We start from the raw sequence: 15,760 nt of genomic DNA, 5'->3' as shown, positions 1-15,760 counted from the left end.
ATAGAGTATAGCGCCGGGTGTAATAAACGCATGAAAACCCGGCGGCCTCACGGCCGCCGGGTCGGTCGCGCCGAACGGGGCTAGGGCACGTCGAGCTGGGTCAGGCTCAGGACGTAGTTGCCGGTGGTGCTGCCGCCGGCGTCGCCGTCCCAGGCGGTGACCAGCACGTAGTAGGTGCCGTCGGCGGAGGGCGTGAACTCGAGCCGGGACTCGCGGCCGGTGAAGTCGTCGTTGAAGGCGACCTGGTTTCCGGCGCTGTCGTAGACGGCGAGCATGGTGTCGGGCTCACCGCTGTTCACGGTCTCGACGTCGACGACCAGGGTGGTGCCCGCGGTGAGCGTCAGCATGAAGATGTCGTCGTCGCCCGCCGGGCTGATCGAGGCGTTCACCGCCGAGCCGAGCGCCACGCCCTGGGCGTTCGTGAAGTCGACGCTGGAGATGTTGGTGCCGCTCACGGACGCCGAACCGTTGGGCTCGCTCTCGGCCACCACCGGGCTGGCGATGTCGAGGGCGTAGCCGTTGAAGGGGCTCGAGGAGCCGTTCAGGTCCTCAACCCGGATGTAGACGGTGCCGTTGGCGGACGCGGTGAAGCTGACCCACGCGTCGCCGGTGAAGGACTGGTTGTTGTCGTTGGAGGCGATGACGGTCGTGCCGTCGCTGGCGTAGACGGTGATGGCGAGGTCCATCTGGCCCGAGAGCGACTCGGTGTTCAGCACGTACTCGCTACCCGCGGTGACGGTGAGGGCGTAGAAGTCCACGTCGCTGCCGGTATCGGGGTTGTAGATGATGCCCTTGTAGGTCGTGCCTGCGGTTACCGGAGTGGCCGTCGAGGCGCTGTCGTTAGGTTCGTAGGGGTCGCTGGGGAGCTGGATGTTCAGCGGGACGGTGAACCCCTGGCTGCCGCTCGAGACCAGCACGATCCCCTCGGCCGCCCCGGGGGCGACCCCGCTCTTCTTGTGCGGACCGCCCACCATGACGCGGTAGTAGCCGGGGTCGATCTGCAGGAACATCGCGGTGCCGTCGCCGAAGAGGCCGGTGCCCGTGGTTTGCGTGGGCAGGATGGGGCGGTCGGGCAGCGGGTTGCCCTGGTCGTCCAGGGGAACGAGGGTCACGCTCGTCATCGGCAACGGGGTGCCGGTGTTGGCGTCGACGACGTCGACGTAGAGGTTCGCGCCCGCGGCGGGGGCGGGCTCGCTGCCGTCGGCGATGGTCTTTGCCTTGACCACGGCCGCGCCGGCGTCGACGATGCCCCAGCCCAGGTCCTCGTCGAAGCCCGGAAGGGTGTCGGCGTTGGCGTCCCAGGCGGTCTGGGTCAGGATGGCGCGCACCTGGCGCGCGTCGAGGCTGCCGGGACCGCCCGCGGCTTCGAGGATGAGGGCCACCGCGCCCGCGGTGGCGGGGCTGGAGAACGAGGTGCCGGCGATGTAGGTGTAGTCGTCCTCGTTACCCGTGCAGCTCGCGCCCGTGGGGTCGTCGAGGATGCACTGGCGGGTCGTGGGCACCCAGATGTTCTGGCCGGGTGCGGCCACGTCGAGGTGAACGCCGCGGTTCGAGAAGTCGGTCCGCTGGCCGTCGGCGCGGGTGGCGGCGACGGTGATCAGGCCGGGGTGCCAGGCGGGTTCGGCGAAGCCGGTGGTGGGGGTGTTGCCCGCCGAGGTGACCAGGACGATGCCCGAGCTGAGCATCCAGTCCATCAGGTCCTTGATCACCTGGTCGTAGGCGCCGCTGCCCCAGGACATGTTGAGGACGTCCACGTAGGGACGGCCAGGCGGCGGGGAGTAACCGTCACCGCAGCCGTCGGGCACGGTGATGCCGAGGCCGTCGGGCCCGTAAATGGCGAAAAGGCCGCCGTTCACGATGCCGGAGAGCGTCAGGTACCCCTCGACCGGGTGGTCGATGGCGATGGGCACGATGCTGGCGCCGTAGGCGATGCCGCGGCCGCCGATGTCGTTGGCCACGGCGGCGGCGGTGCCGGCCACGCTGGTGCCGTGGGTGCCCAAGCCGTTGTGGGGGGTGTCGGGGCAGATCAGCTCACCCGTGGTGCCGTAGAAACCCGGGTAGGCGATGTTGGCCTGCAGGTCGGGGTGGGTGTGATCGATGAAGTCGTCGTGGATGGCGATGCGCACGCCGGCGCCGGTGATCCCCGCGCCCCAGGCGTCCGGAGTGTTCATCTGCCGGTGCATCCACTGCTTGTCGAAGTCGGGGTCCGAGTACGGCGAGTCGGCCAGGGCGCCGACGCCCATGCCGGTCGTGTTGACCGTGCTCACCGGCTCGGGTTCCTTGACGAGCCGGTTGGGGACGGCGTAGCGCACGTCGCCGCGACGTTCCAGCATGCCAAGCGCCTTCTCCACCGACATGCCGTCGGGAAGCGCGACCAGGGCGGCCTTGATCGGGGCCCAGTCGCTGATCAGGCTTCCGCCGAGGGCGTTGAGGATCGTGTCGAGGTCGGCCGCGTCGCGGTAGCCGACGATCACCTGCCCGAGGACGTACTGCTTCGTCACGTCCACGGCCGGTGCGCCGTCGTTGCTCCCCGGAGCCCCGGTCTTGGGGGGGACGACGCCGGTGCTGCAGGCCGCGAGCAGCAGGAGCAGGCCAGCAAGATAGAAGAGTTTCTTCATGATCTACCTCCCCTCCGCGTTGGCGGTGGCGGCGACGCCGCTGCCCGTGACGAAGGTGTTCACGGGACCGTCCTCCACGCCGAAGGGGCCCCAAAGTCCGAAGAAGTCGGAGCCGATCGAGACCGCGTCCATATCTCCGTTGTCGTTGACGTGGGCGGTCACGGCGAAGGGCTGCCAGTCGTAGGTGTGGAAGGGCTGGAGGATTTCACCCGAGAACCCGTAGCCATTGCCCAGGTCGATCAAGCCGTGGGGGATGCCGGTGTAGCCGTAGTTGGCGAAGGGATGGAACTCGCCGTCCGCTCCGTTCACGACGAACAGGGGCGATTGGTACTCGACGTTGAATCCGTCCACCTGCACGCGGTCGAGGACGATGGCCATGAAGTAGTTGATCGTCGAGGAGTTCTCCACCGAGATGACGTACCCCGGGGCCAGGTCCACGTCGGTCACGTTGTCGCCGGGGGACACGGCCTGCACCTTGAAGACCGGGAGCGGCGTCACGCTGTACGCGTCCGAGGCGGCCCGCTTGTCGCCGTTCACGGCCTCGACGCGGTAGGTCAGCAGCACGCCGGGAAGGGTGCCGGGGGTGGCGTCGCGGAAGCTGTACGAACCGGGGATCGGGTCGCCGTTCTCGTCCAGGTTCTGGGCGTCCTCGGCGGCGATGCGGCCGATGCGGTAGAAATCTCCGTTCTCGCCGTTCTTGCGGAAGATCTCGAAGGCTTCCGGCGCGGCGGCGTTGGGATCGTAGCCCCAGTTGAGGTCCACCCAGGTGATGGCCTTGTCGAGGCTGCCGCCCTGGGGCGCGGCCGTCCCTTGTTTAGCGGCGCTCTGCACCGCTTCGCCCAACCGCTTCAGCGCCGCGACGTCGCCCGACTTCATGGCGTTCACGATGGCGTCGCCGGTGAGGCCCGGGACGCTCAGGGTGCCGAAGACGGCCACGTCGCCGAAGGTGACCGCCTGCGCCTTCAGGTCGGTGGGGTTCGCGGGAGCGGCGGCGGTGAGGTCGGGGCTGCGGTAGAGGTAGCCGATGGCTTCGGTGCGGTTGCCGTTGACGTCGTAGGCGACCGCGTGCACGGTGACGAAGTCGTTGTAGCCCGTCGTGTCGATCGTGACCTCTTTGTCGCTGCCGTCGAAGTCGAAGAAGCGCTGATGGCGCACGTAGCCGTTCAGGTAGCCCGAGCTGCCGCCCTGCTGCCCGAGAGCCACGTCCAGGAACTGGAAGCCGTTGGTGTCGGGGTCGGCGACCGATCCGCTGACGGTGACCGTGATCTCCTGACCCGGCTCGTACCAGTCGGGAATGTCGAGGTTCAGCTCGGGGGGTTCGACGGTGGCCTGGGGATCAAACACCGGGCGAAGGATGGTGCTGTACAGGGTCTTCTCGTCGAGCGTCAGGAGCCCCGTCACCTTCGAGGTCGCGAAGCCGGCCTTGGTGAAGACCAGGGTGTAGCGGCCCCGCTTGGTGTCGATCGAATAGTAGCCCTGGGCGTCCGTCGTGGCGGATTCGCCGGTTTGGACGATGGTCACGCTGACGCCCTCTACGGGTTCGCCGGCCTTCATGTCCACCACATAGCCGCTGATCGTGGCGTTCGGGGTCACGAACTCCCCGCAGGCGGCGAGTACCAACATCAACAGTGCTCCGATGAATAGTTTCAACCTCATGCGCTCACCTCTTTCCTCCTGCGATCCAAGTAGGGTCCTGCGATCGTTAATGCCACAGCGTTGCTCAGTTTTCACCTCCGCGCAATGATGATAAAGCTTTAAGACAAATTAAACGTGGTTTTGTATCCCAATGTCAACCGGTGCCCCTGGGTTAGAGTGGGCGCATGGGAATCTTGCTGATCGTGGCGCTGGTCGCCGTGGTGTTGGGCATCGGGTTGCTGGCCCAGCCCGGGCGCCGCAGCCTGGGCACGGCGTTGATCCTTACCGGGTTGCTCCTCGGGGTGGTCTCGCGCAGTTTCGTGGTCGTCCCCGCGGGGCACGTGGGCGTCGTTTTCAACGTCTTCTCGGGCGTGCAGCCCGACGCCCTCGACGAGGGGCTGCACTTCGTCCTGCCGCTCGTGCAGGAGGTGGTGCTCTACGACGCGCGGCTGCAGGAGGTCACCCTCTCGAAGTCCAACGCCCGCCGGGTCGGCTTCGGCCCCATCCAGGCGCGCAGCAAAGAGGGGCTGGACATCGGGGTTGACGTGACCGTGCAGTACCGCATCGAGAAGGCGAAGGCGCCGCTCTTGCACAAGGAGGTGGGCCCGGCCTACCGCGAGACGATGATCGTGCCCCAGATCCGCAGCAAGGTGCGCGACGCCGTCGGCCTCTTCAACGCCGCGGAGCTGATCAGCACCCGCCGCGGCGACCTGGAGCGCTCGGTGACCACCGCCCTGCGGGAGGCGCTGGCGCAGAAGCACATCATCCTCGAGTCGGTGCTGCTGCGCGAGATCCGCATCCCCGACACGGTGGCGCGTGTGATTGAGGAAAAGCAGACGGCCGAGCAGCAGGTGCAGATCGAGGAAAACCGCCGCCGCCAGGCAGAGATCGCCGCCCAGCGGCGCGTCATCGAGGCCCAGGCCGAGCGCGACGCAGCTATCCTCAAGGCCGAAGGCGAGGCCAAGGCGCTGGAGCTGCGCGGTGAGGCGCTGAAGCGCTACCCGCAGGTGATCCAGCTGACCGTGGCCGAGAAGCTGGCCCCCAACATCAAGACGATCATGCTGCCCACCGACGGCAACTTCCTGCTCGACCTGCGCAAGCTGGAAGAGGCGGCTCCGGCCCGCTAGTCGCCAGAAACGTGCCGACCGCCGCGGATCAATCCCGCGGCGGTCGTTGCCGTTCCGGCTCAGACCAGCTTGCTGCGCAGCCAGGACGAGCCGAAGTCGATCAGGTTGACGACCAGGACGATGGCGATGATGCCGATGATCATCTGGTCGTACATCCCGCTGGCCATAGCGTTTTGGATGAAGAAGCCGATGCCGCCCGCACCCACGAAGCCGAGCACGATGGAGACGCGGAAGTTGATCTCGAAGCGGTAGAGGGTGTAGGCGACGAAGAGGGGCAGCACCTGCGGCAGGATGGCCCAGCGCACCACCCCGGTGCCCGAAGCCCCCACGGCCTCGAGCGCCTCGATGGGCCCCTTCTCCACGTTCTCGATGGCCTCGGAGTAGAGCTTGCCCAGGTCGGCGATCGAGTGGATGGCCATGGCCAGCACCCCGGCGAACGGCCCTAGGCCCACGGCCGCCACGAAGACGAGCGCCAGGATCAGGGTGTCGACGCCGCGGTCGACGTTGTAGAAGGCGCGCATCAGCGTGAAGACCGCGCGCGTGAGGGCGCTGCCGCGGGTGAGGTTGCGGGCCGCCAAGAAGCTGGTGGGCACGGCGAAGAGCATGGCCAGGAAGGTGCCCACCAGGGCGATCTCGACGGTGAGCGCCATCTGGCTGGCCACCTCCTGCAGCGGGAAGACGTTGTGCGCCGGGTCGGCGAGGCGCGGCGGCCAGGCGCGGTCGAGGAAGTTGACGAAGAAGGGCCAGCCCTTTACCAGCTTGGCCAGGCTGAACTCGGTCGCGTAGAACGAGGGCACGAGCACCGCGAAGACGCCCGCGGCCACGAGGCCGCCGGTCAGGTCGCCCTCCTCGGCCAGCTCGGGTTTGCGGGCCAGGAAGAAGCCGCTCGCCAGCATCAGGCCGGCCAGGAAGAGCGCGGCCAGGGTGCCGTAGCGCAGGCTCGGGGGCCGTACCAGCCGCACCCCCTCGCGGGCCAGATCCTTGGGGAGGCCGCCCTCCAGGTCGGCGAGCGACCCTATGGGCTCGAGCTTCTTGAGGCCGATCTCGGCCCTGAGGGCGTTGGCCTTCTCCAGCCCCGCGTTGTAGCGTTCGATCAGCGCTCGGGTCTCCGGTTCGGAGACGGGGGTGAGCAGCTTGTAGTACCCCACGAGGCGCGGGAAGTAGGTGTGCCCCGTGGGCCCCGCCAGCAGGACGTAGCTCCCCCCGCCGACGAGCAGCGCAACCAGTAGGCTTACGATCCATCCGCGGCCGCGGGCGGCCAGGCCGACGAGCAGCGCCAGCCCCAGGGCGATCGCCCCCTCCATCACCCCGGGCAGCGGCACGACCCGGGCCAGGAAGACCGGCCGGGCCAGCCAGCCGTAGATCAGCGCCAGCACCGCCAGCCCCGCGAGCGCTCCGACCCAGCCGTGTAGGCGCCGGGGCCACGGCGCCAGCGCCGCCAGCCCCGCAAGCGCGATCAATCCCAGCAAGGGGTAGCTGGGCAGCAGGCCTGCGGGTGTGGGGTGCACGGCCTCACGGCTCAGGTAACCGAGGGCGCTGGAGAAGGGGAAGGCGAAGAAGAGCACGAGCAGCCCGAGGCCCGAGGCGTAGAGGTAACGGCGCGCCGAGCCGCGCGAGATGGAGGTGAGCACGGCGACCAGTGCGCCCAGCACGGGGAAGACCCAGGTCATAGCGCCTCCAGGCTGCCGGCGTAGATCTGCGCGGCCAGGTCGTCGGTCAGGGTTTCGGTGGGGCCGTCGAAGACAAGGCGGCCCTGGTTGAAGGCGAGCACCCTGCGGGCGTAGCGGCGCGCCAGCTCGAGCACGTGGATGTTGACGAGCACCGTGACCCCGTGGGCCTCGTTGTAGTTCTTGAGCAGGCCCAGGATCACGTCCGAGAGCCGCGGGTCCAGGCTGGCCATGGGCTCGTCGGCGAGGACCAGCTGGGGCTGCTGCGCCATCGCGCGCGCGATGGCCACCCGCTGCTGCTGCCCCCCCGAGAGGTTGTCCACCCGCACGTGTTCCTTGCCCGCGAGCCCCACCTCATCGAGGTAGCCCGCCGCCAGCTCGTAGTCGCGTTCGCTGTAAAGGCCCAGGATCCCGCGCCAGGTCGGGAGGTAGCCCAAACGTCCGTGCAGCACGTTGTCGAGCGCGGTCAGCCGCGTGACCAGGTTGAACTGCTGGAAGATGAAGCCCACGGTTCGGCGGAACTGCGCGAGCGAGCGGCCGGAGAGCCGGTTCACCTCGACCCCGCCCACGCGCACCGTCCCCGACGTGGGGCGCACCAGACCGTTGAGGGTGCGCAGGAAGGTGGACTTGCCGGCGCCCGAAAGGCCGATGACGGCGACGAACTCGCCGTCATCGATGGTTACGTTGATGTCCCGCAGCGCCTCGGTTCCATTGGGAAAGACGACGCCGAGACCCTTCGCTTCGATCATGGAACCCTTCGCGCCTCCTACTTGTCGAGGCCCAGCAGCTTGCGGGCTTCGCGCACCACGTCGTAGTCGGCGTCGGTGGCGGGAACCATGTAGTCGATGCGGTAGAGGTTCTTGAGCAGGTCGCAGCCTTCCTTGACCTTGCAGGTCATGATCGCGGCCTTGATCTTCTCGGTGAGCTGCGGGTACTGCTGGGCGAACTCCTTGGAGACCGAGAAGGTGTCGCCGGGGATGGGTTTGGTGTAGAAGATCGCGTGGATCTGCGCCGCTTCCTCGGGCGAGAGGAACTGGGTCCAGGCGCCCGACTTGTTCTGGTCGTCGTTGGCGAAGACCGCGGCGGCGTCCACCGACTTGTTGAGCACCGCCAGCACCGCGGCGTCGTGTTTGCCGGCGAAGACCTGCTTACCGAAGAACTCGTCGGGGTTGATGCCCGCGGCCAGCAGCGCGGCCCGCGGGAAGACGTAGCCGGCGGCCGAGTTGGGGTCGACCCAGGCGATGGTCTTGCCTTCCAGGTCGGCGATGGTGTCGTAGCCCGAGTCCTTGCGGACGATGATCGCGCTCCAGTAGAAGGCGTTGCCGAATCGGACGCTCTTGAGCAGCACCTTGGCGCCGGCTTCGCGCGAGGCGATCACGTAGCCGTCGGGCGGGAAGAAGGCGAAGTCGAGGTTGCCCGAGCGCATGGCCTCGACCAGACCGCGGTACTCGGTGGGGAGAAAGACCTCCACCTCCACCGCGCCGCCGAGCTGGTCTTCGATGAAGTCGGCGATGGCCTGCGCGGCCTGGCTGAGCTGGTCGGAGTTCTGGGTGGGGTTGAAGCCGATGCGAACCTTGAGCGCGCTCTGCGCCATCACGCCGGTGAGGCCCAAAAGGACCAGGAGCAAGACCCATATTCTTTTCATAGCGCCTAACTTTACCATGCCCACAGGGGGAACACGGTCATCTGGGCGGGATTTGACTCCAGGAGAAACCGCGTGGTCTACGCAAAACCTGAGGGTTTACTGGACAGAAGTATTAATTCTTAATATTATACATTTTGAACGTCGGGGTTGTCATAAGCCTGGCCCGGAGAGGAAGTGCTGCTCGCTCGATGACGTTGAACTTTGGCCGCGTGGCCTACGCCTACGACCGAACCCGCTACCACCCGCCCGAGGTTTCGGGGCGGATCGCCACCGCCATCATCGCGCCGGTGGAGGACCGTTTCCGTGAGCCGGTCTTCCTCGAGCTGGGCGTGGGCACGGGCCGCGTGGGCGTGCCCATCATCGCGCGGGGTCACAAGTTCGTGGGCGTGGACGTGAGCCCGGCGATGCTCGAGGTGATGCGCTACAAGATCGCCGGGGTGGCGCGCAAGGTGCGCCTGGTCGAGGCCGACGCGCGCAGCCTGCCCTTCGCCAAGGACAGCTTCCACGCGGTCATCGGCGTGCACCTGTGGCACCTGATCCCCGACTGGCAACGGGCCCTGCTCGAGGCGCTCAGGGTCCTGGCTCCCGGGGGCATGCTCTACGAGGGCTGGGATGTTTCCACCGGGCCCAGCGAGGACTGGAACATCCAGGAGCGTTGGCGCGAGCTCTTGGCCGAGATGGGGTACGAGCTCAAACGCGGTGCGCACACGCGCCGGCTCGACGAGGTGGAGCGGGCGCTGGAGCAGTTGGGGCTCGAGCCCCAGACCCAGGCGGTGGCCGAATGGGTAGAGGAGCGGACCCCGCGGCAGACGATGGAAATCCTGGAAGAGCGCCTCTACTCCTACACCTGGCAGGTGCCGCCCGAGGTCTTCCGGCCCTCAATCGAACGCCTGTGGGCGTGGGTGCAGGAGACCTACCCCGACCTAGACCAGCCGTACCCGATTCCCTGGAAGTTCATGCTGCGCAGCACCCGGCTGCCGGAGTAACGCCACCGTGTTGCGGCGCTACGGCCGTTGCCTTGGATCGACGCTTGGTTGGTTTGGAACCGCCGCGCTTTTCCTCTCCCTTTTCTACCAGCTCCTAATCTCCGCCTTTTCCTGGATCTCCTTCGTTCCCAGCTTCGTCGTTTTGGGCCTGCCCCTGCTTGTCGTCTTCGCCCTGGCGCTGCACGACCCCGCCAGGCGCGCCTGGGGTCGCCGTATGCTCCTCGCCAGCGCCTTCTTGCTCCCCTCGCCGCGCTCTATGCCTTCTTCCCGGGCCTGCCCGTAAGTGCCAGGAGCGCCGTCAAGCTGGTCGGCCCCGAAGGCGGCCAGGTGATGACCCCCGACCGCATGGCCCGCGCTGTCGTGCGGCCCGCTTCCTTCCCCGCCCCCTGCACCTCATGGTCACCCACTCACCTCGTCACGCCGGACGAGTGAAGCAAGGTCCCGGGTCTTCTAGGTGATGGGGACCGGGAAGATTGCGCGGCGGTCCTGCCTAACCGCCAGCTCGATGCGGCGCGTCCGTCGAAGTTCCGGGTCTGCCCCGGACTTGATCCGGGATATCAGGAACCTGTGGTTTTCTCGCCCAGAGCGACGGAAATTCGCCTTTTCGGTTCGGCGCCAAGTGCGTACCGACACGCGCCAGGCTGCAAGGCCGAAAGCCCTGCCTCCACATCCGTGAAGGCCCTGCCTCCACATCCGTGGGCGTGCTCCGGCCGGTAAACTGACCCCATGAAGTTCGCCCACCTGCACCAGCACACCCAGTTCTCGTTGCTCGACGGCGCGGCCAAGCTGGACGAGCTGATCCAGTGGGTCAAACAGACGACGCCGGACGATCCGGCGCTCGCGACCACGGACCACGGGAACCTCTTCGGGGCGGTGCAGTTCTACAAGAAGGCCACGGCCGCCGGGGTCAAGCCCATCATCGGCTACGAGGCCTACGTGGCCGCCGAGAGCCGCTTCGACCGCACGATGCGCAAGGGCCTCGACGGCGGCTACTTCCACCTGACCCTATTGGCCAAGGATTTCAAGGGCTACCAGAACCTGGTGCGGCTCGCGAGCCGGGCCTACCTCGAGGGCTTTTACATGAAGCCCCGCATCGACCGCGAGATCCTGCGCGAGCACAACGAGGGCATCATCGCGCTTTCGGGCTGCCTGGGGGCGGAGATCCCTCAGTTCATTCTGGCGGACCGCGAAGACCTCGCCGAGGAGCGGCTGAACGAGTACCTGGAGATCTTCGGCGACCGCTACTTCATCGAGATCCAGGACCACGGGCTCGAGGAGCAGAAGAAGGTCAACGCCGTGCTGCGCGAGTTCGCGCAGAAGTACGGCCTGGGCATGGTGGCCACCAACGACGGCCACTACGTCAAGCAGGAGGACGCCCGCGCCCACGAGGTCCTCCTGGCCATCCAGTCGAAGGCGACGCTGGCCGACGAGGACCGCTGGAAGTTCCCCTGCGACGAGTTCTACGTCAAGACGCCCGAGGAAATGAAAAAGGCGCTCCCCGACTGGCCCGACGAGATCTTCAGCAACAGCGCCGAGATCGCGGCGATGTGCAACGTCGAGCTGCCGGTGGGCGACAAGATGACCTACCGCATCCCGCGTTACCCGCTGCCCGAGGGGCGCGACGAGAACCAGTACCTGCGCGAATTGACCTTCAAGGGGCTCTTGGAGCGCTACCCCGACCGGGTGAACCCGGCGCTCTACCGCGCCTACCTGACGCGGCTCGAGATCGAACCGGCCGAGGACGAGGAGGACCTGATCCTGCAGCTCGCGCGGCTGGACCGAAAGGCGCGGGAGCGGGTGGACTTCTTCCCCGACGTGCGCAACGTTCAGGAGTGGGACGGCTGGGCCACGTTGGCGCGGGCCGAGTACGAGCTGGGCACGATCGAGCAGATGGGGTTCCCCGGCTACCTGCTGATCGTGCAGGACTACATCAACTGGGCCAAGAACCACGGCATCAGCGTGGGGCCCGGGCGCGGCAGCGCCGCGGGCAGCCTGGTGGCCTACGCGATCCGCATCACCAACATCGACCCGCTCGAGTTCGGCCTGCTCTTCGAGCGCTTCCTCAACCCCGCGCGCGTGAGCATGCCCGACATCGACACCGACTTCTCGGACGTGCGCCGCGACGAGGTGATCGACTACGTCCGCGAGCGCTACGGCGAGGACAAGGTGGCCCAGATCGCCACCTTCGGGACGCTGGCCTCCAAGGCGGCGCTCAAGGACGTGGCCCGGGTCTACGGGCTCGAGTACAAGCGCGCCGAGCAGCTGGCCAAGCTGATCCCGGTGCAGTTCGGCAAGCCGCTGCCGCTGGCGCGGGCGATGGAGCAGATCCCCGAGCTCAAGGCGGCGATGCGCCAGGACGAGACGGTGCGCGAGGTCCTGGAGATCGCTCAGCGCCTTGAGGGGCTCAACCGCCACGCCTCGGTGCACGCCGCCGGCGTGGTGATCGCCGACGAGCCGCTGACCAACCTGGTGCCGCTGATGCGCGACACCCGCGGCGACGGCGTCGTCACCCAGTACGACATGGGCTCGGTGGAGGCGCTGGGCCTTTTGAAGATGGACTTCCTGGGGCTGCGCACGCTCTCGTTCCTCGACGAAGCGAAGCGCATCGTCAAGGAATCCGCGGGCGTCGAGCTCGACTACGACAACCTGCCCCTCGACGACCCCAAGACCTTCGAGATGCTGGGGCGCGGCGACACCAAGGGCGTCTTCCAGCTCGAGGGCACGGGGATGACGAACACGGTCAAGGCCTTCAAGCCCGAGCGGCTGCACGACATCATCGCCATCGTCTCGCTCTACCGGCCGGGGCCGATGGACAACATCCCCACCTACCTGCGCCGCCGCCACGGGCAGGAGCCGGTGAGCTACGCCGAGTTTCCCCACGCCGCCGAAATGCTCGAGCCCATCCTGGCCGAGACCTACGGCATCCCCGTCTACCAGGAGCAGATCATGCAGATCGCCAGCGCGGTGGCGGGCTACACCCTGGGCGAAGCCGACCTGCTTCGCCGCGCGATGGGCAAGAAGAAGGTCGAGGAGCTGAAGGCCCACCGCGACCGCTTCATCACCGGCGCCGAGAAGCGGGGCGTGCCCCCCGACGAGGCCAGCCGCATCTTCGACCTGCTCGAGGCCTTCGCCAACTACGGTTTCAACAAGTCGCACGCCGCGGCCTACTCGCTGATCTCGTACCAGACGGCCTACGTCAAGGCCCATTTCCCGGTCGAGTTCATGGCCGCACTGCTCACGGTGGAACGCCGCAACTCGGACAAGGTGGCCGAGTACATTCGCGACGCCGAGGCCGGCGGCATCCACGTGCTGCCGCCCGACATCAACCGCTCGGGGGCCGACTTCCGCGTCGTCGGGCGCGAGATCCTTTTTGGCCTTTCGGCGGTCAAGAACGTGGGCGAGGGCGCCGTGGAGAGCATTTTGAACGAGCGCGAGAAGGGCGGGCCCTTCCGCAGCCTGCCCGACTTCCTCAGGCGGGTGGACCTGCACCACGTCAACAAGCGGGCGCTCGAGTCGCTCATCAAGGCCGGCGCCTTCGACGCCTTCGGCGAGCGCGGCCAGATGCTCGACGCCATGGAGGGCCTGCTCAAGTGGGCCGCCGCCGAGCAGCAGAAGGCTGCGGGCGGCCTGACCGGCCTCTTCGACGACGGCCTCACCGAGCCGCCGCTGCCCGAGACCGCGCCGCTCGAGGAGGTGATCCGGCTGCGCTTCGAGAAGGAGGCCCTGGGCATCTACGTGACCGGGCACCCGCTCGAGCACTACCCCGGCCTCGCCGAGGCGGCCACCTGCCAGGTCACCGAGCTGGCGCGCTGGTACGAGCAGAACTCGGGCTCCAAGTCGCGGGTGCGGGTGCTGCTCGCGGGCATGGTCGAGCAGATCACCCGCCGCTCCACGCGCTCGGGCGGGATGATGGCGCGCTTCAACCTGGCCGACGCCTCGGGGGCGCTCGAGGTGGTCGTCTTCGGCCGCGCCTACGACCGGGTGATGACCCGGGTCAAGGAGGACATGCCGGTCATCGCCGTCTGCGACGTGGAGCCCGACGCCGACGGCGAGAGCCTGCGGGTGATGGTGCAGGACGTCTTCCTCTACGAGGAGCTGGACGGCCTGCCCCAGGTGCTCGAGCTGGGCTTCGACCTGAGCCTGATGGACGACGAGCGGTTGCTCGACCTGCGCAGCCTGCTCGACGAGTACCCGGGCGTCGTGCCCGTCTATCTGAAGGTGCGCGGCCCCGGGGGCTGGGCGCTTCTGGAGGCGCGCGAGGTGCGCGTCGACCCCGGCGTTGCGCCCGAGCTGGAAAAGCTGGAGGGGCTCGAGGTGCGCTCGCTGCCCGACCGCGAAGCGCTGCTCGCGGGCAAGCTGGGCGGCGAGGGCCAGGCGGAAGTGGTGCCTTTCTAAGCGGCGAACGGTACGCAGTTCGTAGCGCGCAGCAACGGCGTGGCCTGTGGCCTGCAGCCGGTGGCCTGTGGAGGGCTCGTTACGGAGAATGGGGGGGGGGGGGGCGGTTGTCTGTGCGGGGTTCATGGTGCGTAGCGCTTGATAACGGTAGGGAAGGATTTAAAACCTTCCCCTAGATCTATTGGCTTTTCCTGCAGTGACGAAATCCCGGCGTCGCGTACGGCGTGGGGCCCCGGATCATGTCCGGGACAGGCCTGGAATCTTAATGCCCGCGGTTTAGGGGCCGGTTACTCGAAATGCAGGAGGCGAAGACGGTGCGCCGGTTCGTCCGCAACCCACAGCAACGCCAAGACCCCCGGTCTCGGCGTTTTGCGCCTCGTCGGGGACGGCGGCAGCGGGGGCGGTCGGCAGGGGGTGGGAGGGGGCATGAAATCCGCAGGAGAGGTCCGGCGCATGCGGCAACCCAACCTCCCCCTTGCCGCTCCGGTCCCGATCGGTTCACCCACTACCGACCACGTGCTGCGCGCCGCGCACCGCCGTTACGCCCGCATGGGCCGCGGCGGGCGGCCCTGCGGCTGGTCGGGGTCCTCCCAGGCGATCTCCACCAGGTCGATCAGGTCGCCCACGGGCACCCCCCAGCGGGCGCTCAGGCGCGCCAGGTGCCGGCCCAGGCGCTTGAGCTGTTCGATATAGGCCGGGTCCTCGCCCTCCATCTCGTCGGCCAGTCCCACCAGCCAGGCCAGAAGGTCGCGGGCCTCGTCGTCGGTGAGGCCCTCGGTCAGGGTTTCGTCTTCGAAGAAGACCTCAGCGGGATGGGGCACGCAGCACCTCTTCCGGGTAGACGTAGCCAAGTGCGCGCGCCTTGGCCTCCAGGTAGGCGGGGTCGTCGGCGTGGGCGAGCTCGCTCTTCAGCGCCGCCACCTCGGCGGCGAGCGCCTCTAGCTGGCCGTCGACGATGCGGACCTCCTGCCGCAACGCCCAGCCGCGCTGGGCCTCCACGCCCACCAGCAGGAGCAGGTGGGCCGTTCCCAGGGCGAAGAGAACGTAGAGGACGCGGCCGACGATGCCTTGCTTCATCGTCGTTCATTATAAGGAACCGCAGGCATGCAGGGGATTGCATCTTCATTCATTAAGAAAGCCCCCACCCTTGACACTGGCAGGTGGAACCAGTGTAAGGTATACTTACAATTGACGAGATTGGAGGCACGAAGCATGGCTAAAACAAAAGAAAAAGAAGTCTACCGCTCTCGATTAAAGGCCGTTGGATTGCGCCACACCCTGCCCCGCGAGCGCATTCTCGCCTACCTGGACCGCAAGAACGTGCACCCGACCCCCGAGGAGCTCTACCAGGGCCTCAAGAAGAAGGGGTACTCGATCGGCCTCTCGACCGTCTACCTCAACCTGCAGGTGCTGCGCGACGCCGGTCTGCTCTGGGAGTTCAAGGACCAGCAGGGGCACACCCGCTACGACGGCTTCACCAAGAAGCACCATCACCTCTTCTGCACCAGCTGCGGCCGCATCGAAGACGTGATGGAGGACGAGCTTCCCGAATTCGACGCCGAAAAGGTGGCGCGCGCCGTCGAGTCGCGCACCGGCTGGTTCGTGGGCGACCCCCGGGTCGAGCTGCGCGGGCTCTGCCCCGACTGCCAGTAAACCCGACGCGTCATGGAGCGGCCGGCCCGAGGGC

At 67.5% G+C, this 15,760-nt stretch carries 11 protein-coding genes; 4 read left to right on the top strand and 7 right to left on the bottom strand.

The window, feature by feature from the left end; all coding sequences use genetic code 11:
- Positions 1 to 80: 80 nt before the first annotated feature.
- Both OCEPR_RS09385 and OCEPR_RS09380 read right to left on the bottom strand, forming a co-directional pair.
- Positions 81 to 2,618 carry a S8 family serine peptidase gene (locus OCEPR_RS09385; RefSeq protein ID WP_013458481.1) on the bottom strand — a complete coding sequence of 846 codons (2,538 nt, stop codon included), beginning with the start codon at positions 2,616 to 2,618 and terminating at the stop codon, positions 81 to 83.
- A gap of 3 nt (positions 2,619 to 2,621) precedes the next feature.
- Positions 2,622 to 4,274 carry a carboxypeptidase regulatory-like domain-containing protein gene (locus OCEPR_RS09380; protein WP_013458480.1) on the bottom strand — a complete coding sequence of 551 codons (1,653 nt, stop codon included), beginning with the start codon at positions 4,272 to 4,274 and terminating at the stop codon, positions 2,622 to 2,624.
- Positions 4,275 to 4,438: 164 nt separating this feature from the next.
- Here OCEPR_RS09380 and OCEPR_RS09375 point away from each other — a divergent pair, with 164 nt between their 5' ends.
- A complete protein-coding gene (locus OCEPR_RS09375) occupies positions 4,439 to 5,380 on the top strand; it encodes a prohibitin family protein (RefSeq protein ID WP_013458479.1) in 942 nt (313 codons plus the stop codon).
- Between the two features lie 59 nt (positions 5,381 to 5,439).
- Here OCEPR_RS09375 and phnE read toward each other — a convergent pair whose 3' ends face one another.
- From phnE to OCEPR_RS09360, 3 genes are read right to left on the bottom strand one after another with little or no spacing between them, the layout of a single operon-like run.
- Positions 5,440 to 7,050: a phosphonate ABC transporter, permease protein PhnE gene (gene phnE, locus OCEPR_RS09370; RefSeq protein ID WP_013458478.1), complete on the bottom strand. Its 1,611-nt coding sequence runs from the start codon at positions 7,048 to 7,050 to the stop codon at positions 5,440 to 5,442.
- Positions 7,047 to 7,796 (bottom strand): phosphonate ABC transporter ATP-binding protein, encoded by a 750-nt coding sequence (gene phnC / locus OCEPR_RS09365; RefSeq protein WP_013458477.1) that lies wholly within the window; start codon positions 7,794 to 7,796, stop codon positions 7,047 to 7,049. Before phnC ends, phnE begins: the two co-directional genes overlap by 4 nt.
- A gap of 17 nt (positions 7,797 to 7,813) precedes the next feature.
- On the bottom strand, positions 7,814 to 8,692 hold the full coding sequence (locus tag OCEPR_RS09360; protein WP_013458476.1) for a phosphate/phosphite/phosphonate ABC transporter substrate-binding protein: 879 nt from the start codon (positions 8,690 to 8,692) through the stop codon (positions 7,814 to 7,816).
- A 188-nt stretch (positions 8,693 to 8,880) separates the two neighbouring features.
- Here OCEPR_RS09360 and OCEPR_RS09355 point away from each other — a divergent pair, with 188 nt between their 5' ends.
- Positions 8,881 to 9,678 (top strand): class I SAM-dependent methyltransferase, encoded by a 798-nt coding sequence (locus OCEPR_RS09355; RefSeq protein ID WP_013458475.1) that lies wholly within the window; start codon positions 8,881 to 8,883, stop codon positions 9,676 to 9,678.
- A 726-nt stretch (positions 9,679 to 10,404) separates the two neighbouring features.
- Positions 10,405 to 14,073 (top strand): DNA polymerase III subunit alpha, encoded by a 3,669-nt coding sequence (gene dnaE / locus OCEPR_RS09345; protein WP_013458474.1) that lies wholly within the window; start codon positions 10,405 to 10,407, stop codon positions 14,071 to 14,073.
- Between the two features lie 539 nt (positions 14,074 to 14,612).
- Here the strand turns inward: dnaE and OCEPR_RS09340 are convergent.
- Both OCEPR_RS09340 and OCEPR_RS09335 read right to left on the bottom strand, forming a co-directional pair.
- Positions 14,613 to 14,894 (bottom strand): hypothetical protein, encoded by a 282-nt coding sequence (locus OCEPR_RS09340; RefSeq protein WP_013458473.1) that lies wholly within the window; start codon positions 14,892 to 14,894, stop codon positions 14,613 to 14,615.
- Complete coding sequence (locus OCEPR_RS09335; RefSeq protein ID WP_013458472.1) at positions 14,878 to 15,150, bottom strand: septum formation initiator family protein; 273 nt, start codon at positions 15,148 to 15,150, stop codon at positions 14,878 to 14,880. The genes OCEPR_RS09340 and OCEPR_RS09335 overlap by 17 nt, the downstream gene beginning before the upstream one ends.
- A gap of 135 nt (positions 15,151 to 15,285) precedes the next feature.
- On the opposite strand from OCEPR_RS09335, the gene OCEPR_RS09330 reads away from it, so the two are divergent.
- On the top strand, positions 15,286 to 15,726 hold the full coding sequence (locus OCEPR_RS09330) for a Fur family transcriptional regulator (RefSeq protein WP_013458471.1): 441 nt from the start codon (positions 15,286 to 15,288) through the stop codon (positions 15,724 to 15,726).
- Positions 15,727 to 15,760 lie beyond the last annotated feature (34 nt).

It is taken from the genome of Oceanithermus profundus DSM 14977, from assembly GCF_000183745.1.
In the GTDB taxonomy this organism is placed as follows: Bacteria; Deinococcota; Deinococci; order Deinococcales; family Marinithermaceae; genus Oceanithermus; species Oceanithermus profundus.
The sequence above is the reverse complement of the archived record's forward strand: the minus strand, read 5'-3'. Positions and strand labels throughout refer to the sequence as shown.